Below are 17,967 nucleotides of genomic sequence, written 5' to 3'. Positions count from 1 at the left end.
ATCTGCCGCGTCCAGTTTTTCCTTCAGTGCCAAATTCCCTGCAACCAGAGCGTTTGGCGACACAACTGCGCAAGCGGACGTGATCTTCGGCCGTATCCGGCCATGCTGCGGCACACCCCGCAACAATTTTGTCCGAATTCGGCCGAGCCCAAAAGACAGGCATCTCGGGCGAAAATTTTAATGCAATTAAATCAGATGCTTAATTACGATTCACGGATAGGTCGTTGAATCTACCTGGGATGCGCGGCTAGAATGCGGATGCAAGCGTTTTGATCACCCTTGACGGCAGCCGCAACCGAGAATTGATTAACGGCGGGTAAATCAGGCTTGACTCATAAATGCTGCCATGCAGCTATTGCGGTGCAGCAATAGATCGCTGCCGGCAATCGACAGGCCGCTTCCAGTCCGTAATTGGAGAGTAAAATGGAACAGAATGTTGAAAAGCATGAGTACGAAACCCCAAGCCTGACGGTCCACGGCTCGATCGAGACCATCACGCAAGGCGGTAGCGGCACCACGGCACTCGACGCCTCGTTTCCGGCACATACGCCGATCGGCGAACTCACCTTCTCCTGAGACTCTCTCGTTGGGGTGACAAAGTCCGGACTCTGAAACAGAGCGCATTAAGGGGAGTCGGGGCTCAGGTCCCGGCTCTCGCGTCTTGTCCGGAATTGCCGAAGCGTTGTTGTTGTAAGCCGTGTGTCGTGTGAGCGAGGTTTAGGATGGACTGGAACCCCTCGGATCATGATCTGGTGAGCGCCAGCAAGGATGCCGTGGCCTGCGAATTCGGCAACGGCCTGGCGCTGCTCGATATGCGATCCAACATCTATTACAGCCTGAACAGCGTCGGGGCCTTTATCTGGGAGCTGATCCAGGAGCCGAAGCCGATAGCGGAAATCCGCAGCGCCGTGCTCGAGCGCTACAATGTCGAGCCCGAACGCTGCAAAGCCGATGTCGACGGATTGTTGAAAGGTCTGGCGGATGCCGGGCTTGCGAGGCTCCATAATGAGGAACTTGTCTAGGGTTCTCTCGCTGAGCGGGCCGGAGATGTTCTTTCTCGCCCACTGCCTCGCGGTGGTCATCGCGGTGCGGATGGGGCTGACGCTGTTTTCCTACAACCGGGTGCGTCGCGTGGTGACGCGGCTCGATGCGAGCAAGCCGGCCGGCATCGGCGATCTCAGGCGCGTCGCCTGGGGCGTTGCCGCCGCGGCGCGGCTGGTGCCGGGCGCAAGCTGCCTCACCCAGGCGCTTTCCGGCCAGTATCTGCTTGCCCGCCAGGGCAACGCTTCGAATATCCGTATCGGCATCGAGCGCGATACCGGAACTGAATTGAAGGCGCATGCCTGGCTGGTCAGCGGCGACCACATCGTGCTTGGCGGCTCGCTTGGCAGGTTTACCCATCTCGTCGACCACGGCCAGTGACCGATGAGCGGCGTAGCCGGAATTCTGCTCAGGCAGGAAGGCAAGCCGGCGGCCGCGGCCGATATCCAGCGCATGCTTGCCCGCATGCAGCATCGCGCGCCTGACGGCAGTTCGTGGTGGATGGACCAAGGCGTCGTTCTTGGCCACGCCTGGCTCAACACCACCGATGAAGCTGGCCCCGGCCCGCTGACGATGGCTGGCGGCAAGCTCGCGATCACCGCGGACTGCCGCCTGGACAATCGCGACGAATTGCTGGCCAGGCTCGGCATCAGGGACAGCTCGGTTGCCGACGCCGTGCTGTTGATGCGCGCCTATCTGCGCTGGGGCGAAGCCTGTCCCGACCATCTGCAGGGCGATTTTGCCTTTGCCATCTGGGATGGCGAGCGCCAGCAGCTGTTTTGTGTGCGGGACCATTTCGGCGTCAAACCTTTCTACTACCATTCGAGCGACCGGAGCTTCGTCTTTGCCTCCGAGATCGGGCCGATCCTCGATGTCGGCGGCGTCGACATGCGCATCAGCGAACGCCAGATTTCCGGATTTCTCGCTGGGCTGCCGGACGATCCGCAATCAACCGCCTACGCCGATATCTTCCGCCTGCCGGCGCGCCACAGCCTGACCGTGACCGGCAACCAGGTAGTGTTGCGCCGCTACTGGCAGATCGAGCCTTCGCCCAGGCCGATGCGGTCGGACGCGGCCGAAGAGTTTCGCCATCTGTTTTCGCAATCGGTCCGCAACCGCATGCGCGGCACGCCGGCGGTCGGTGCGATGCTGAGCGGAGGGCTCGATTCCTCCTCGATCGCGTGCGTTGCAGGCCTGCAGAATGCGGCGCAGCGGAAGCCGAGGCTGCCGACCTTCTCATTGGTGTTCGAAAAGGGTTCGCCGATGGACGAGCGGCCTTTCATCGAGGCGGTGCTTGGGCAGCAGAAGGTCGACGGCACCCTGATTTCCGTCGGCAACTATGCGCCCTTCGCTGAATTCGAGCGCATCCTGGAAGAGCAGGAAGAAACGTTCCTGGCGCCTGGCCTATCGCTGACCCGCGACATCTACAGAACCGCGGGCGCCAAGGGCATGAAAGTGCTGTTGGATGGCCATGGCGGCGACGAGGTGGTTTCGCAGGGTCACGGCCATCTGCACGAACTCGCCGATGCGGGCAAATGGATGGAGTTGTGGCGCGAGCTGCGCAGCGCCTCCAACACCTATGGCGACGGCATGCTCGGCCTCTACTACCAGTTCCTCACCCTTTACGGGCCGGCCTGGCGCATTGCCAAAATCAGACGGCTCGCAAACCGCGCGCTGGGCAAATTGCGGCGCCATCCGACTGGGCGGCCGGCGACGAGCTGGCGTGGCCTGATCAATCCGGATCTGGCGAAGCGGACGGACCTTGTCGAGCGGTTCCGCAGAGCCGGCTATATGCCGCCCGCGGTCAGCGCCAGCGAGACCCTGACCCATCGCTGGCTGCTGTCGAACGGGATGGTGCCGCACGCTTTCGAGGTTCTCGACAAGGCGGCAGCGAATTTCGGCGTCGAGCCGCGCTATCCCTTCTGGGACAAACCACTGGTCGAGTTCTGCCTGGCGCTGCCCGGTGCAGAAAAGCTGAACCAGGGCTTCGGCCGTTCGGTTCTGCGCCGGGCCATGGAAGGAATTTTGCCGCCGGCGGTGCAGTGGCGGCGCGACAAGATCGATTTCACCTCCAACCTGGTCAAAGGCATGCTCGGCAACCACCGCGATCTCCTCGACAAGGTGCTGGTTTCGGATGCGGCGCTGATTGCCCCTTACGTCAACCTGCCCGAAGTGACCGCCGCCTATGGCCGCATCTCGCGGCAACCGGAGGCGGCCACCTTGCCCGATGTCCAGTATGTCTGGCGTTCGATCGCGCTGTCGTTGTGGCTGCGGCAGGTGCAACTGCGCGGGAGCCACGCGTGATGCCGGCCAACATGTCACTCGCCGCCGATAACCGGCATCCAAGTGTTGCCCGCGTGCGGCACTTCTACCAAGCCTATGGCCTGACGATCGCTTCGCAGATCGAGCTGCCCGAGCTGGAGCCGAGCGGTCCGGCCTCTGTCGACGTGCTGATCACGGTCGGCCCGATCGACCTTCCAAAGCCCTCGCCCGAGACCGGAACCGCTTTCCGCTTCGAGCCGCGGCAGCAATATCTGGCATGGCAGACGGTCGGCGCCTTTCTGATCACCGACGCCTGCCGCATCGAGGTGGAGCCGGCGCCGGGCGTGGACGATGCGCTGGTGGCGTTCCCGCTGCTCGGTCCGGTCATGGCGCTGCTCCTGCATCAGCGCGGCCTGCTCATCCTGCACGCCAGCGCCATTGCCGTCGGCGGCAACAGCGCTGTTTTCATGGGCGACAAAGGCGCCGGCAAATCGACGATGGCAAGTGCGATGATCCGGGCCGGCCATCGGTTGCTGACCGACGATGTCGTGGCGCTCGATCTGGCGGACCGGCCGATGATCGTGCCGGGTTTCCCGCAGCTGAAGCTCGCCGCCGATGCCGCCGCCGCCATCCCGATCCAGGCGGAGATCCGCCCGCAAGTGCATGCGGCCATCGACAAGATGCAGCACCGCCTGCGCGGCGGGTTCTCAGGCGATGCGGTACCGGCGACCCGGATCTATATCCTCGAGCGCAGCGACAAGGCAGCGATTACGCCGCTGCCAAGCGTCGGCGCCCTGCCGGCAATCATTAAGTTCTCCTATGTGACCCGGTTCGGCCGCCCGGCCTTGGTCGGCGATTTTGCCACGACGCATCTTAGCCAATGCGCCGCCTTGGCCAGCCAGGTTGGCGTCTGCCGCCTCGAAGTGCCGAGCGGGCTCGACCGGATCGGTGAAGCGGTCGCCCTGATCGAAAACGATCTGGCCGCCGGCAACAGGCCGCGGTGAGCTGACATGTCCGCATCGCAAATCCTTCGCTTTTCATTTTACCGAGACGTCGCCGGGTTCGGCGCCGCCATGGCCCGGATCGGCGGGCGCAGAACACTGACGGCATTGCTGTTTCTGATCCTGGGGAGCCTGACCGAAGGCATCTCGATCCTGCTTCTGGTGCCACTGCTGCACCTGGTCGGGCGGCCCGAGCAGGATTTCGCCGTCAGGCTGCCTGACCATGACTTCGTCCGCTGGCTGGCGCCGGACGGCACGTTGCAACTGACCACGGTGCTTTGCCTGCTGGTCGGGCTTGTCGCGCTGCAGGCGGCGTTCAATCGCTACAAATCCGTCTACATGGCGCGGCTGCTGCTCGACTTCATCAACCGCCTGCGCATGAACCTGTTCGAGAGCATCGGCAAAGCGCGGTGGGGGATCTTCGCGCGCATGCGCAGCTCCGACCTCGACCACGCGCTGACCGGTGACATCGACCGCGTGCAGTCGGCCGCCTTCTCGCTGCTGATGCTGGTGCAGATCGCCGTCCTTTTGGCGGGCTATCTCGTGGTTTCGCTGTTCATTTCCCCCGTCATGACCGCGTTCGCCATCGTTGTCGGCATCGTCACCTTCCTGGCGCTGCAACCGTTTCGCGCGCGGGCCAGCGCCTTCGGCCGGGTTTTGACCACCAATCGTCAGGAACAGTACCGAACGGTCTCGGAGTTCCTCGGCGGCATAAAGGTGGCCAAGAGCCTGAATGTCGAGGCGACCTATTACGCGCAGCTTCGCGCGACGCTGGAGAAGATGAAGGCCGACAACATCAACTATGTACGCAACAGCACCATCGGCACCGCTCTGTTCCAGGTCGCCAGCGTCATCGGCCTCAGCCTGTTCATCTATGTCGCTTTGGTCCGCTTCAACCTCTCGCTGGCCGAGATCGTCGTGCTGCTTCTGGTGTTCATGCGCATTGCGCCGCGCTTCATGGATTTGCAGATGCAGGCGCAGCAGGTGCTGATCAACCTGCCTGCCTATGCCTCGATGCGCGACATGCAGGCGTGTTTCGACGCCGAGCGCGAACCGGCGAATGCCGAATCCGATGTTAGACTGTCGCTCGATATGGGGCTCAACATCCGCAAGGTCTCCTTTGCCTATGAGGCTGGCGGCAAGCCGGTGGTGAGCGATGTCACCTTCGGCCTGCCCGCCGGCAAGGTGACGGCGCTGATCGGTCCTTCCGGATCGGGCAAGAGCACGCTTGCCGACATGCTGCTCGGCCTGCTGGAACCCAGCGAAGGCAAGATCCTCGCCGACGGTGTCGAGATCAATGCTGCCAACCGCCGGCGCTGGCGCGACCAGGTGGCTTATGTGCCGCAGGATGTGTTCCTGCTGCACGACACGATCGCCGCCAATCTGCGCCTTGCCGCACCGCAGGCCAGCGACGCGGAGCTGTGGACTGCACTTCGCGCCGCGCATGGCGCCGACTTTGTCGAGCGGCTGGAGTTGCGGCTCGACACGGTGGTCGGCGATCGCGGCGTGCGGCTCTCAGGCGGCGAACGCCAGCGTATCGCGCTGGCGCGCGCGCTGCTGCGCAAGCCCTTGCTGCTCATTCTCGATGAGGCGACCAGCGCGCTCGACTGGCAGAACCAGTCCCTGATCGCCAAATCGATCGACGGCTTGCGCGGATCGATGACCATCCTGACCATTGCGCACAGGCCGTCGATGATCGCCTTCGCCGACTGGGTTGTTGCGATCGAAACCGGCCGCATCGTCGAAGTCGGACAATATCAGAGGTTGAAAGCAAAGGCCGGCAGCCGCCTGTCCAAAATGCTTTCAGGCGAGCAATCGGAACCGGAGCCGGCCGAGGCCGGCTAGATCGGCGATGATCCGAGGCCGACGTCGCGGCCTCAGACTGTTCAGTGCACGCTGCGCCTGGCCGAGAGCTTCTCGCCTTCAGCCGCCTTTTCAGCGCCGAGGCTTCTTTCGGCGTCGCGAGCCCTGTCTGCCGATGTCGGGGCGCTCCTGGCGATCATCACATAGACCAGCAGGAAATAGCCAATCTGGATGAGGACAGCGCAGCCGATGACGCGGAGCACCGTTGTGGTGATCGTCGCGCCGTCGACATAGGACCACGCAACCACGATCGCGAGGGCAAAGACCATTCCAATGACGAATTTTGGTAACGACATGATCGGCGGCCCGTCAACCGGCCCGAGCATGCAAAAGCGATGACTTACCCACCCGAGTATCTCCCCATTCGCCAGCGAGCTTATTTAGCTGCTCCTTTTCGGCCGGTTGCTTCCGGCCTTCCCAACCCATCCAGACTCTAACAGGAATAATTTGCGACTCTATTAAGGCGCGAAACTGACGGCAAGGGCAACCGGCGATAATTTTCAATCTGCCGACCCGTTCGACTCTGCCATGCTGCGATGCACACGCAGGGGTGGTAGCCTAACTCGTCAAACGATTTCTACTTGAGTAGAATCTACAATGTTGATTAGTATTTTACTTGATTGATTTAGCAAAACGAGCGATTCGAAAACGAATTAAAGCCATTCCCTCTGCAGGGAAGGACGATTCGGCCAAAATTGGCCAGAAAAAGGCATTACATTTCCTGTCGTTGCTAATTATTCGTCACAAACTCGCCATAAAGGGCAAAATTTGGGCAGGGCGCGTTTATTATTTAGTCAATTCATGACGTGACTATTTCACCCGTATAGGAAATTGTGTGTTGCGCTGCAGCATTTTTTTGATATCGTGACATAAACCATCCGTTCAACGTATGGAGCTTTTGCATGAGGGATGTTGCCAAGTCGGCCAATGCGGCATTTTCGCAGGTCGGCATAGATTTTCCGCCACCGATTGGCGGGCTGCTAAAACGCAGTTTCGATATTTTCGGTTCACTTGTCGGCTTGGTGGCGCTCAGCCCGCTGTTCCTGATGGTGGCCCTTCTGGTCAAGCTTTCCGACGGTGGCTCGATTTTCTACGGCCACAAGCGAATTGGACGCGGCGGGCGGATTTTCCCGTGCCTCAAGTTCCGCACCATGGTCGAAGACGGCGAACGCGTGCTGACCGCTTATCTGGCGGCCAACCCGGAAGCCAATGCCGAATGGATCGCGACCCGCAAGCTCAAGAACGATCCGCGCGTCACCCGCGTCGGCGCCGTTCTGCGCAAGCTCAGCCTCGACGAATTGCCGCAGATCATCAATATCCTGCAGGGCGACATGAGCCTTGTCGGACCTCGTCCCGTGGTGCGCGACGAGCTTGAGATCTATGGCAGCGCCGCGGTCTACTATCTGAAGTCGCGGCCTGGCTTGACCGGGCTCTGGCAGGTCAGCGGGCGCAACGATGTCTCCTATGACAGCCGCGTCGCGTTCGACCGCCACTATGTCGAGAACTGGTCGTTGTTCGAAGACCTTCGCATCATCCTCAAGACCGTGCCTGCGGTGTGGATGTCGCGCGGTTCCTACTGACCGACCGCAACTGGTCAGCAATCGGGCCGGTTCGGCCCGAAACCTATCCGGCCCAAAGCCATTCGGCGATGGGCCGGCCTTGCATTGCAGCCGCGGTGCTCAACCAGCAGCCGGCAGCAGGCCTATCGGGCGGATGGGGCCAAAACGGATCGGAAACGCTCAGTTGAAAACAGACATATCAGCGTATTTTCGCCTTGCCGGCCCGATGCGGCCGGCACGGCTCGTCGCCACGTGCCTCGCACTGTCGCTCACGGTTCCGGCGCTCTCCAGTCCAGCGATGGCCGACGAGTACCGGCTCGGCTCGCAGGACAAGCTCAACATCCGCGTTGCCGAATGGCAGACCGTCGAAGGCACGTTCCGTGACTGGACGGCGGTAAACGGCGAATATTCGGTCGGTCCTGCTGGAACCCTGTCGGTGCCGTTCGTGGGTGAGTTGCCTGCGGCCGGCAAGACCACTTCGGAGGTCGCGGCCGCGATCAGCGTCGCCCTGCAGCGCAAGCTTGCCTTGTCGGACAAGCCGGAAGCCTCGGTAGAGATGGTGCAGTTCCGACCGTTCTACATCTCGGGCGAGATTCAGACGCCCGGCCAGTTTCCCTATGTGCCCGATCTGACCGTGCTGAAGGCGGTCAGCATCGCCGGCGGCAACAGGCGCAACGCCGACTATGGCCCGCAACTGGGCAAGGACCTGGTGACCGCCAAAGGCAATTTCGACATTTATGACGACCAGCGCGTGCGGCTGATCGTCAAGCGTGCCCGTATCGACGCGGACCTCGCCGGCAAGGCGAATTTCGAGGTGCCGAAGGAGGTCGAGGGTGATCCGCGACTTCAGGCCATCGTCGCCGACGAAATGCAGATTCTGACCGCCGACCAGAAGGCGCTGAAGCTGAAGCTGCAGGCGCTCGACGAATTGAAAGGGGTCCTGCAGGGCGAAATCGAAGCGCTGCAGAAGAAGATCGTCAACCAGCAGCGGCAGGTCGACCTCGCCAAACAACAGCTCGAAAGCATCAGCCCGCTGGTGCAGAAGGGCCTGGTCGTCAACACTCGCGTACTGAGTTCGGAGCAGTCCGTCGCCAATCTGCAAGGCCAGATTCTCGACTATGAGACGGCCATCCTCACCGCCAGGCAGTCGATCAGCAAGGCATCGCAGGACGCCATCGATGTTCAGAACACCTTGAATTCGAACCTTGCCGCCAGCCGGCAGCAGGTCGAAGCCGACCTGAACGAGGCCGCGCTCCGGGTGGGCATGCAGAAGGGCCTGATAGCCCAGGCATCGGATCCCGCCACGACGGCCGCCATCACAAGCAGTCAGGAACCGACCTTTCTCTATTCGCTGGTGCGCGTTTCCGACGGCAAGACAAGCGAGATCGAGGCCAAGGAAGACACACCGGTGCTGCCGGGCGACGTCATCAAGGTGAAGCTGGCGCCGACGGCCAGCCAATAGTCGGCCACCCCGGGGCTCGCTCGACGAGACTCGCGCGAGGAAGACGGGAGGAACAATTTCGGCTCGTTCGCGCCAAGGTGCGGGCGGGCTGGATCGGCGAACCGATCCCGCTCTTTGTTTGTAAGCAATTCCGGACGGAAAACCGCTCGCACTTTTCCTGGAATTGCTTTGACCGTTTCGACCGCTTGAAGGCATACGATGCAGCGCGCCGCCCCACGCCATGTCTACATCAATCTCGATGCCATCCGCGGCGTGGCGGCGATCAGCGTGATGCTCTACCACTTCTCGCCATTCCTGGCCGACGGCAAGGTGCTGCCGTCGAGCTATCTCGCGGTCGACCTGTTCTTCCTGCTCAGCGGCTTCGTCATCGCGCATGCCTATGACCGCAAGATCGAAAACGGCATGGGCTTCGGCACGTTCCTGGCCATCCGACTGATCCGCCTCTACCCGCTCTACCTTGCCGGCACGCTGCTCGGCTTTTTCTATCTGCTGGTCAAGAACAGGCTGATCCCTGCGGAATACATGCCGATCTCCGAGATCGGCACCATGCTGACGACGGGCATGTTGTTCATGCCGCTGGTCAGCGATGCCTATCACACGATCTTCCCGCTCAATCCGGCGTCGTGGTCGCTGTTCTTCGAGCTGATCGTCAACATCGCCTATGTCGCTGTGTTTTTCCTGCTGTCGAAGCGCGTGCTGAGCGTGCTCATCGCCGTCAGCCTGGCGCTGCTGGTGGTCGCCTCGATCGTGGCCGGCACGCTCGACTTCGGCATGACTGGCAAGACCATCATCAGCGGCCTGCCGCGCGTCTTTTTCTCGTTCTTCCTGGGCGTGCTGCTTTGCCGATCGATGGCGCGCTATCAAGGCAGCCTCGGCTTCGTGCGGGGTGGGTGGTGGGTCGAGGCCGCCATCGCGCTGACGCTTATGGTCTTTGCCATTGCGCCGGCCGGCGGCGCGCGCGTTGCCTACGATCTCGCCTGCATAGTCTTCGTCTTCCCGGCCCTGGTGGTGATCGGCGCCGTGGCGCCAACCGCTGCCCGCCTGTCAGGCCTCTATGGCTGGCTGGGGCGGATTTCCTACCCGATCTACATCATCCACACGCCGATGCTGATGATCATCGCCGGCGCAGGCAAGGCCGCCTCGATCGACCCGTTCGCGCACCATCCCTGGTTCGGCATCGTCATGGCGGTTTCGGTCATCGCCATCGCCGATATTGCAACGCGCATTTACGACGAACCGTTGCGCCGCTTCCTCCAACGGCTGATGCAGCGCAAGCGGGCCGTCGCCTGATCTGTGGAGCGGGTCTGACGTCTTGTTTTGAAGCAATCCCGCGGGGGGAAACTCTACGCGCTTTTTCCGGGAACTGCGCTTCACACTTTTCCTGGAATTGCTCTAGACGCGTGCCGGCATGCGGCCGCTGGCGGCCTTCTCATCCTGCACGGGGGCATAGACCCGCCTTGCCCTGGCAACCGGCACTGGGCGCAGCTTGAACAGGCCGTAATAGACGATGAACGAGGCCGTGAAATAGGGGCCGAGTATCTCGACCTCGAAGAAGGAGCGGACCAGCATCAAGCCGACCGCGCCGGCAAGCACCACCGAATCGGCACTCCATTCACCGAACACCACTTTCGAAACATGGCCCCAGAAGGAGCGCAGGATGATCAGCGCCAGTATGGTCATGCCGATGAAGCCAAGCTCGACCAAGGTCTCGATATAGGTGTTATGGAAATGGAAGCCGGTGCGGGTCGAGATGTAGAACTCTGCCCAGAGCCGTTCCGGATCGGCAGAGCCTTGTATCCAGTAGGCGGCATAGCCATAGCCGAGTACTGGATGCTGCTGCGCCGCCAGCCAGCCCTGTTCCCAGAGATAGGTGCGGCCGGTCAGCGTCGAATCCTTGCCGAAGATGCCGAGCACGAAGTCGAGCAGGCCGAGGTTGAGGGCGGCCACCACACCCACGACCAGCGCGACGGCGCCGACGACAAACATGACGCGCCGATAGGCTCGCGACAGGATCTTGCTCACGGTGAGCAAAGCAACGATGCCGATCACCGCCGGCAGCGAGGCGACCGAGGTCGCCGAATGGGCGATCGCCAGCATGTAGACCGACAACAGCATGATCGGCGCGGTCCAGACGAAACTCATCCAGTTGCGCCGGTAAAAGACGAGAAAGGCAAGGCAGAAGAAGATGCCCAGCGAGGCGAAGAAGCCGACCTGGTTCTTGGAGCCGAAGGCGCCGACGAAATTGGTGGTGCCGTCGATCGTGTCGAGCGCATAGCCGGCGACCTTCAGCGAATAAAGCAGCACGATGAAGATGCCGATCAGCGAGCCCAGCACCAGCGTGCGCACGCTTATGGTGCGCGCGGCGATGTAGGCGCACAGGATGTGCGAGAAATATTGCAGCCCCGCCCGCGCGCTGGTGCCGGCCGCCTGCGACCAGAAGACCGAAAGACAGATATAGGTGACAAAGAGCAGCGGCAGCCAGGTGCTGGAAAGATCGCGCGTGAAGCGCCGGTAGTCGACGAACAGCAGCGGCAGCCACACCAGATAATAGGCAAGGATCAGGATCTTGCCGAAATTGGTGGAATAGGCGAATGCAAAGACCGATACGGCAACGGCGAAGGCGGCATAGGCCTTGTTGCCTTCCGGATCGATCAGAATGGATTTCGGGATCTTCATGCCGGATCTTTCATCCGTTGATCTTGGAAGCGAGCGCCAGGCGCCCACAGCTTCTTCAGGCATCAATTGTGCACTGCAGCATAACCTACCTACTGCCGTCGGCTCAACCGGAAATGTTGTCACGGGCAAAGGCGGCTATCGAAAACTCCCTCGCACGGCGAAGAGGCCGGAATGGGGCAGGCCTTAGACTAGGCCGCAGCAGATCGCGCCACCGCGGCCTGGAACAGCCGGTCGGCAAGAATGGCCAGAAACGCAATCGACAGCCCGGCGATCAGGCCCATACCAGCATCGGCCTTGCCCAAGGCGACATAGACCGCCTGGCCGAGATCGCGCGTGCCGACCAGCGCCGCAATGGCGAGCATGGAGAGCGCCGCCATGATGGTCTGGTTGAGGCCGAGCATGACCACCGGCAGCGCCAGCGGCAGCTTGGCCTGGAACAGCGTCTGCGTCGATGTCGCGCCCATCTGCTCAACCGCCTCGACCACATCGGCGCGGACATGGCGCAGGCCGTGCTCGACATAGCGGATCGGCGGCACGATGGCGTAGAGCACGATTGCGATCAGCGCCGTGAACTCGCCGACCTTGAAGAACATCAAGGCCGGGATGAGGAAAACGAATTGCGGCATGGTCTGCAAGGCATCGCAGATCGGCTTCAGGAGACGCGAGGCGCGGTCGCTGTAGGCGGCCCAGACGCCGAGCGCGCCGCCGATCAGGAGGCACAGCAGCACAGCCAGCGTGCAGAGATAGAGCGACTGGATGAGCTGCGGCCACAAGCCGTTGACTAGGATCAACAGGAAACCGGCCGCCGCAAACAACGCCAGCCGCATGCCGGCGACCTGATAGGCAAGCAGGGCGATGCCCAAGATGAAGACCGGCCAGGGGAAACCGAGGAAGCCGGTGTAGAGCAAGGCTCCGGCGACCAGCAGCGCCAGTGCCGACCGCCAACCGAAGCGGTGCAGCATAAAAGCACAGCCAAGCAGGATGGCGATGACATAGGCGGCATTGGCGCTCGCCGAGAGAGAAAACCCCCAGATGGCAGGAACGGAGGCGCCTGAAATGCCGATCCTGAGCGGCAGCAGCAGGCAGTAGAGCACCCCGTTACGGAAGCCGTCGAAGAACCAGGCATAGTCGCGCACGAGACCAAGCAGCCATTGATTGACCCCACCGACCTGCATGCGTAGCCCAGTCGCCGGCAGCAGGCTCGCATCCGGCCACAGCAGGCGGATGGCAATCGCCAGCACCGCCGCGAAGGTGAGGATCATCGCCAGACCGCTCCCGGTCATCCAGCGCATGGCTGCCGTTGGCCCGTTCGGCCGCGTCTTGGCGAAGCCGATGGTCAGCCGGTCAATGAGGATGGCAAGCAGCGCGATCACCAGGCCCGACAGGATGCTCTGGCCGAACTCGGCCTTGCGCATCGACGACAGCACTTCCCAGCCGATGTCCTCGAAGCCGCCGATGATGGCGGCGACAATCACCATCGACAGCGCCGCCATCGTCGTCTGGTTGAAGCCAACAAGGATTTGCGGCAGCGCGGTCGGCACCTCGACCTGCCAGAATTGCTGGCGCCGCGTGCAACCGCTCATCAGGCCGGCTTCGCTGATGTCGGAAGGCACGCGCTCAAGCCCGAGCATGGTGTTGCGCACCATTGGCGGGGTTGCGTAGATGGCGCTGGCGATCAGGCCGACCACCGGACCGAAGCCGAACAGCAGCAGCAGTGGGATAAGATAGGCGAAAGCCGGCACGGTCTGCATCAGATCAAGCGCGGCGATCAGCACCGGTCGCGAGCGCGGGCTGGCATGGCCAAGGACGCCGAGCGCGAAGCCGAGCATCAGCGAGATCGGCACGGCCAGCAGCACCAGCGACAGTGTGCTCATGCTTTGCGGCCAGTAGCCGGCAAGCAGAATGTAGCCGAGCGTCAGCACAGCAAAAGCCGACAGCCTGATGCCGCTCGACTTCAGTGCCAGTGCTGCCACCGCCAGCATCACCGCCGGCCAGGGCAGCCAGACCAGAACGAGGCGCGCACCGCGCATCGGCGCGTCGAGCACGGCGGACAGGGCGCGAAATGCCGGCTGGACGACTGTCACGACCGCGTCGGTGACCGCATTGATGGCGGGAGCGAAGGGCACGGCCCATTCCTTCGGAAAGGTGACCAGCCAGGGGAAATCCGTCTTCAGGATGAAACACAATGCGGTCAGCAGAATGAACGCGCACCAGGGCAACAGCGCCGGCTCGATCGCGACCCTCGATGAGGATCGAAACGATGTGGCGGGCGCTGTCATGTGCGCGTGCGCCTTGTCCGTTCCCGCTCCAGCACGGCAAGCACCGCGCCGGCGGTCAGCAGCCTGGGTGGGCCGGCGCCTGGAACTGAAAAGGCGCTGACGCCCGAGGCCAGGCGCGGGATCAACTCCTCCAGGCTGGCATCAGCGGCAACGCTCAGATCGGGCATCGCCACTCCCTCAGACGGCGTTGCGAGATCGCCGGCTGTGATAACACGCAGGAGGGGCATGTCCTCGGTGAACTGCGCGACATAGTCGTCGGCCGGATTGAGCACGATATCGGCCGGGCGGCCGATCTGGACGATCTTGCCGGCGCGCATGATGGCCAGCCGATCTGCCAGCCGGAACGCCTCGGCCATGTCGTGGGTGATGAAGACGATGGTCTTCTTCAGCATGCGCTGAAGCCGCAGGAATTCGTCCTGCATCTGCCGGCGGATGAGCGGATCGAGTGCCGAGAATGGCTCGTCGAGGAACCACAGTTCTGGACCAACGGCGAGCGAGCGGGCAATGCCGACCCTCTGTTGCTGGCCGCCGGAAAGCTGGTGCGGGAAGGAAGCCTCGCGGCCTTCGAGGCCTACCAGCGCAATCATTTCGCGGGCGCGCGCTTCACGCTCCTTAGCCGGCTTACCCTGTATCTTGAGAGGAAAAGCCACATTGCCCAAAATGGTGAGATGCGGAAGCAGCCCGAAATTCTGGAACACCATGCCCATGGCATGGCGGCGCAGTTCGATCAGCTCCTTGCCGCTGGCCTTCAGCAGATCCCGGCCGTCGAGCAAAATCTCGCCGGCGCTCGGCTCGACCAGCCGCGACAGGCAGCGCACCAGCGTCGACTTGCCGGAACCGGAGAGCCCCATGATGACGAAGATTTCACCGGTCGCGACCTCGAATGTGGCGTCGACGACGGCTGGCAAATGGGCCTCCGAGCGCAGTCGCTCGGCCAGCACATCGGGCTCGATGACGTAGCCGCGGGAATCGAAATAGTAGCCAGGCCGACGGCCGTAGACCTTCCAGACATTGCGGCAGGCGAGTTTGATCGAGGGCGTGTCGTTCATCGCTTCAGGCCCTCACACAGCCCAGACCCGGCCCCGCAAAAATGCGAAGCCGGGCCGGCAAACAAGGTCGCCGTCCGAGCGGCCAGACATCAGCGCCTTAGCCTTTGGCCGCGTCGACCCAGGGCTTCCAGACAGCTTCGTTCTTGTCGACCCATTCCTTGACGACCGCGTCGAGGTCCTTGCCGTCCTTGTCGACGGCCAGCATCATCTTCTGCTGCTCGGTCGCATCCATCTTGAACGCCTTCAGGAACGCATAAGCCGCCGGCCATTTAGGGCCGAAGCCCGACCAGACGATCTTGTCGACATCGGGCGGGGTGATGCAGTGCTCGTTGCTCTTGTCCTTGCAGGGCGGCATGCTGATCCAGCCGACATCGTTTTCGGCCAGCGCGTAATGCGGCCCCCAGAACATCATGACCAGCGGTGACTTGGCGGCTTCGGAAGCTTCCAGCTCGGCGACCAGAGCGCCTTCCGATCCGGCCGGTACGGCGGTGTATTGCATTGAGTTGTGGGCCAGGATTGTCGCCGCGCGCGAACCCCAGTCGGCGGGGTAGTCGAGGAAGCGGCCGTTCGGCGCGGTCTCGGGCGTCGACAGCGCCTGGATGCATTCGGGCTTGTTCAGCGCATTCCAGTCCGGCAGGCCGGGGCAGACCGTCTCCATGAACTTGGGATAGATCCAGCCCTCCTGCGTCTTCAGATCGAGCTTGCCGAGGTCCTCGATCTTCTTTTCGGCCAGCACCTTGGGATAGATGTCCCCGACATTGTTCAGCCAGATCTCGACAGAGGCGCTGAGCGTGCCGTCGGCGAGGCCGGAAAACTGCGGGAAGTTGCCGGCAGTGACGTATTCAACCTTGTAGCCGATCTTCTCCAGGAGCTGCCCGGCAATGTGGGTGGAGACATGCGAACCGGTCCATTCCAGCATTGCGAGCTTGATCGCCTCGTCCTTGGCGCCGAGCTCGGCGCCCTGAGCGGTGGAAGCAAGCAGAAGCGCCGCCGCGATGCCGGCGCCTTTCCAGATATTGTTTTTCATGTTCGTTCCCCTGTCGGTTGGACCTTTTCCTTACCTTATGCGGCCTCCTCCCATGAAGGCCGCAACCATCCCGCGACTACGCTACCACAGCGCGCCGCCGGTGATCTGTATGTTTTCCATGGTGATGCCCTTGGCCAGATCCGAGCATAGGAACACGGCCAGAGCCGCGATCTCCTGCGGCTGCAGCAGGCGCTGCTGCGGACTGCCTTTGGCGATCTCCGCCATCGCTTCCTCTGCCGTGCGGCCCTTGCCCTCACGCTCGACGACCTGCGCCACATTGCGGCGCATCAGTTCGGTCTCGACCCAGGTCGGGCTGATCATGACGCAGGTGACGCCGTGCGCGGCGCCCTCCAGCGCCACACAGCGGGTCAGGCCAAGCAGGCCCGCTTTCGACGCGCAATAGGCCGGGTTGTCCTTCCAGCCAACAGACGCCGCAGTCGAGCCGATGTTGACGATGCGGCCCCAGCCGCGCTCGATCATGCCGGGCAGCACCGCGCGGGTTGCACGAAAAGCGCCGGTGAGATTGGTGTCGACGATCTTGTCCCACAGCGCGTCGGAATGGCCGCAGACCGGCTGTTCAGCGGTGGTACCGGCGGCGTTGACTAGAATGTCGGCCGGTCCGATGGCCGCTTGCGCGTCCGCGGCAAACCGGTTCGTCACATCGCTTTCGCGGACATCGAGATGGGCGGCGTGGACCCTGGTGCCATGGGCAGACAGGGCTGCGCGCACGCGCTCGATCTCGTCGGCGCCGGGATAGTAGGCTGCATCGGACTTGTCGGCGCCGGCGGGCGCTATGTAGGAGCCGACGGCGACGTTGGCGCCGGCCTGCGCCAGTGCGGTGGCAATGGCGAAGCCCATGCCGGAAAACCCGCCGGTAACGATCGCGCTGCGGCCGGAAAGGTTTGTCATCAGGCGTAGTCTCCAGACTGTTCGATGCGGACGACCGGGCCCAACAGGATTTGAGATTCAGACGGCAAGGTAACCTCCGTCGACGACCATTTCGGAGCCGGTGACGAATTTGGATTCGTCCGACGCGAGATAGACGACCATGTAGGCGATGTCGTTGGGCTCGCCGAGGAAGCCTATCGGATGGCGGGCCAGCGCCTTGGCTTTTTCCTGCTCAAGCTTGCCGAGGTCACGCAGATAGCTTTCCGTCTGCGGCGTCCAGATATAGCCAGGGTGGATCGAGTTGCAGCGTATGCCGTAGCTCTTCGCGGCGCAGTGTACCGCGACCGCCTTGGTCAGCGTACGCACGCCACCCTTGGAGGCGCAGTAGGCCGCGAGGTCAGCCTCGCCGATGATGCCGTCGATGGACGACAGGTTGATGATCGAGCCGCCTCCGGATTGTTTCATCAGGGCGATGCCGTGCTGGCAGCCGAGGAAGACACCGTCGAGATTGACCGCCATGGTGCGACGCCATTCGTCAAGCGAGGTGTCCTCGATGTTTTTGGCGATGGCGATGCCGGCATTGTTGACCAGCACGTCGAGCCTGCCAAAGCGTTTTGCCACCGCCGCCATCACCCTCGGCCAGGCGTCGGGTTCGGAAACATCATGCTGAAGATGCAGGCATTCGCCACTTCCCCGGATGATCAGATCGGCCGTCTGGTGAGCGGCCGCTTCATCGATGTCGGTGACGACAAGCTTGGCGCCTTCGTCCGCAAGCAACACAGCAGCCGCCCGCCCGAGGCCCATTCCGGCCCCGGTGACGAGCGCTACCTTGCCTGCAACGCGGTTCACAAAACAGATGT

Annotated in this window: 16 protein-coding genes; 9 read left to right on the top strand and 7 right to left on the bottom strand. The window is 62.5% G+C overall.

The window, feature by feature from the left end:
- Positions 1-423 precede the first annotated feature (423 nt).
- From ACWGTI_RS13760 to ACWGTI_RS13735, 6 genes are all read left to right on the top strand, one after another.
- Positions 424-576, top strand: a complete 153-nt coding sequence (locus ACWGTI_RS13760) for a lasso RiPP family leader peptide-containing protein (protein ID WP_454587615.1) — start codon at positions 424-426, stop codon at positions 574-576.
- A gap of 146 nt (positions 577-722) precedes the next feature.
- Positions 723-1,022, top strand: a complete 300-nt coding sequence (locus ACWGTI_RS13755) for a PqqD family protein (protein ID WP_454587614.1) — start codon at positions 723-725, stop codon at positions 1,020-1,022.
- Positions 1,006-1,422 (top strand): lasso peptide biosynthesis B2 protein, encoded by a 417-nt coding sequence (locus ACWGTI_RS13750; protein ID WP_454587613.1) that lies wholly within the window; start codon positions 1,006-1,008, stop codon positions 1,420-1,422. Before ACWGTI_RS13755 ends, ACWGTI_RS13750 begins: the two co-directional genes overlap by 17 nt.
- A gap of 3 nt (positions 1,423-1,425) precedes the next feature.
- Entirely contained in the window at positions 1,426-3,345 is a 1,920-nt protein-coding gene (locus tag ACWGTI_RS13745) for a lasso peptide isopeptide bond-forming cyclase (protein ID WP_454587612.1), read from the top strand.
- Positions 3,345-4,307, top strand: a complete 963-nt coding sequence (locus tag ACWGTI_RS13740) for a serine kinase (RefSeq protein WP_454587611.1) — start codon at positions 3,345-3,347, stop codon at positions 4,305-4,307. Before ACWGTI_RS13745 ends, ACWGTI_RS13740 begins: the two co-directional genes overlap by 1 nt.
- 6 nt (positions 4,308-4,313) lie before the next feature.
- On the top strand, positions 4,314-6,149 hold the full coding sequence (locus tag ACWGTI_RS13735; protein ID WP_454587610.1) for an ABC transporter ATP-binding protein: 1,836 nt from the start codon (positions 4,314-4,316) through the stop codon (positions 6,147-6,149).
- Between the two features lie 41 nt (positions 6,150-6,190).
- Here the strand turns inward: ACWGTI_RS13735 and ACWGTI_RS13730 are convergent, their stop codons facing one another.
- Positions 6,191-6,463 carry an exopolysaccharide production repressor exox gene (locus tag ACWGTI_RS13730; protein ID WP_454587609.1) on the bottom strand — a complete coding sequence of 91 codons (273 nt, stop codon included), beginning with the start codon at positions 6,461-6,463 and terminating at the stop codon, positions 6,191-6,193.
- A gap of 606 nt (positions 6,464-7,069) precedes the next feature.
- On the opposite strand from ACWGTI_RS13730, the gene ACWGTI_RS13725 reads away from it, so the two are divergent.
- From ACWGTI_RS13725 to ACWGTI_RS13715, 3 genes are all read left to right on the top strand, one after another.
- On the top strand, positions 7,070-7,747 hold the full coding sequence (locus ACWGTI_RS13725; RefSeq protein ID WP_454587608.1) for a sugar transferase: 678 nt from the start codon (positions 7,070-7,072) through the stop codon (positions 7,745-7,747).
- A 163-nt stretch (positions 7,748-7,910) separates the two neighbouring features.
- The gene (locus ACWGTI_RS13720; protein ID WP_454587607.1) at positions 7,911-9,188 is read left to right on the top strand and encodes a polysaccharide biosynthesis/export family protein; all 1,278 of its coding nucleotides are present in this window, start codon (positions 7,911-7,913) and stop codon (positions 9,186-9,188) included.
- A 198-nt stretch (positions 9,189-9,386) separates the two neighbouring features.
- Entirely contained in the window at positions 9,387-10,478 is a 1,092-nt protein-coding gene (locus ACWGTI_RS13715) for an acyltransferase family protein (RefSeq protein ID WP_454587606.1), read from the top strand.
- 102 nt (positions 10,479-10,580) lie between these two features.
- Here the strand turns inward: ACWGTI_RS13715 and ACWGTI_RS13710 are convergent, their stop codons facing one another.
- From ACWGTI_RS13710 to ACWGTI_RS13685, 6 genes are all read right to left on the bottom strand, one after another.
- Positions 10,581-11,864: an O-antigen ligase family protein gene (locus tag ACWGTI_RS13710; RefSeq protein ID WP_454587605.1), complete on the bottom strand. Its 1,284-nt coding sequence runs from the start codon at positions 11,862-11,864 to the stop codon at positions 10,581-10,583.
- 188 nt (positions 11,865-12,052) lie between these two features.
- Positions 12,053-14,143 (bottom strand): ABC transporter permease, encoded by a 2,091-nt coding sequence (locus tag ACWGTI_RS13705; RefSeq protein ID WP_454587604.1) that lies wholly within the window; start codon positions 14,141-14,143, stop codon positions 12,053-12,055.
- Positions 14,140-15,192, bottom strand: a complete 1,053-nt coding sequence (locus ACWGTI_RS13700) for a quaternary amine ABC transporter ATP-binding protein (RefSeq protein WP_454587603.1) — start codon at positions 15,190-15,192, stop codon at positions 14,140-14,142. Before ACWGTI_RS13700 ends, ACWGTI_RS13705 begins: the two co-directional genes overlap by 4 nt.
- Before the next feature lie 97 nt (positions 15,193-15,289).
- Positions 15,290-16,219, bottom strand: coding sequence for an ABC transporter substrate-binding protein (locus tag ACWGTI_RS13695; protein ID WP_454587602.1), 930 nt, complete (start codon positions 16,217-16,219; stop codon positions 15,290-15,292).
- A gap of 81 nt (positions 16,220-16,300) precedes the next feature.
- Positions 16,301-17,128 (bottom strand): SDR family NAD(P)-dependent oxidoreductase, encoded by an 828-nt coding sequence (locus ACWGTI_RS13690; protein WP_454587601.1) that lies wholly within the window; start codon positions 17,126-17,128, stop codon positions 16,301-16,303.
- 57 nt (positions 17,129-17,185) lie between these two features.
- Positions 17,186-17,956, bottom strand: a complete 771-nt coding sequence (locus ACWGTI_RS13685; RefSeq protein WP_454575869.1) for a glucose 1-dehydrogenase — start codon at positions 17,954-17,956, stop codon at positions 17,186-17,188.
- Positions 17,957-17,967: the final 11 nt, after the last annotated feature.

Source organism: Mesorhizobium sp. ArgA1 (assembly GCF_053714375.1).
This window is presented reverse-complemented; position numbering and strand designations above follow the sequence as displayed.

Bases quoted from the DNA above. Each gene is read 5' to 3' on its own strand.
- ACWGTI_RS13760 (WP_454587615.1), top strand. From the start codon at position 424: ATGGAACAGAATGTTGAAAAGCATGAGTACGAAACCCCAAGCCTGACG.
- ACWGTI_RS13755 (WP_454587614.1), top strand. From the start codon at position 723: ATGGACTGGAACCCCTCGGATCATGATCTGGTGAGCGCCAGCAAGGAT.
- ACWGTI_RS13750 (WP_454587613.1), top strand. From the start codon at position 1,006: ATGAGGAACTTGTCTAGGGTTCTCTCGCTGAGCGGGCCGGAGATGTTC.
- ACWGTI_RS13745 (WP_454587612.1), top strand. From the start codon at position 1,426: ATGAGCGGCGTAGCCGGAATTCTGCTCAGGCAGGAAGGCAAGCCGGCG.
- ACWGTI_RS13740 (WP_454587611.1), top strand. From the start codon at position 3,345: ATGCCGGCCAACATGTCACTCGCCGCCGATAACCGGCATCCAAGTGTT.
- ACWGTI_RS13735 (WP_454587610.1), top strand. From the start codon at position 4,314: ATGTCCGCATCGCAAATCCTTCGCTTTTCATTTTACCGAGACGTCGCC.
- ACWGTI_RS13730 (WP_454587609.1), bottom strand. From the start codon at position 6,463: ATGTCGTTACCAAAATTCGTCATTGGAATGGTCTTTGCCCTCGCGATC.
- ACWGTI_RS13725 (WP_454587608.1), top strand. From the start codon at position 7,070: ATGAGGGATGTTGCCAAGTCGGCCAATGCGGCATTTTCGCAGGTCGGC.
- ACWGTI_RS13715 (WP_454587606.1), top strand. From the start codon at position 9,387: ATGCAGCGCGCCGCCCCACGCCATGTCTACATCAATCTCGATGCCATC.
- ACWGTI_RS13710 (WP_454587605.1), bottom strand. From the start codon at position 11,864: ATGAAGATCCCGAAATCCATTCTGATCGATCCGGAAGGCAACAAGGCC.
- ACWGTI_RS13705 (WP_454587604.1), bottom strand. From the start codon at position 14,143: ATGACAGCGCCCGCCACATCGTTTCGATCCTCATCGAGGGTCGCGATC.
- ACWGTI_RS13700 (WP_454587603.1), bottom strand. From the start codon at position 15,192: ATGAACGACACGCCCTCGATCAAACTCGCCTGCCGCAATGTCTGGAAG.
- ACWGTI_RS13695 (WP_454587602.1), bottom strand. From the start codon at position 16,219: ATGAAAAACAATATCTGGAAAGGCGCCGGCATCGCGGCGGCGCTTCTG.
- ACWGTI_RS13690 (WP_454587601.1), bottom strand. From the start codon at position 17,128: ATGACAAACCTTTCCGGCCGCAGCGCGATCGTTACCGGCGGGTTTTCC.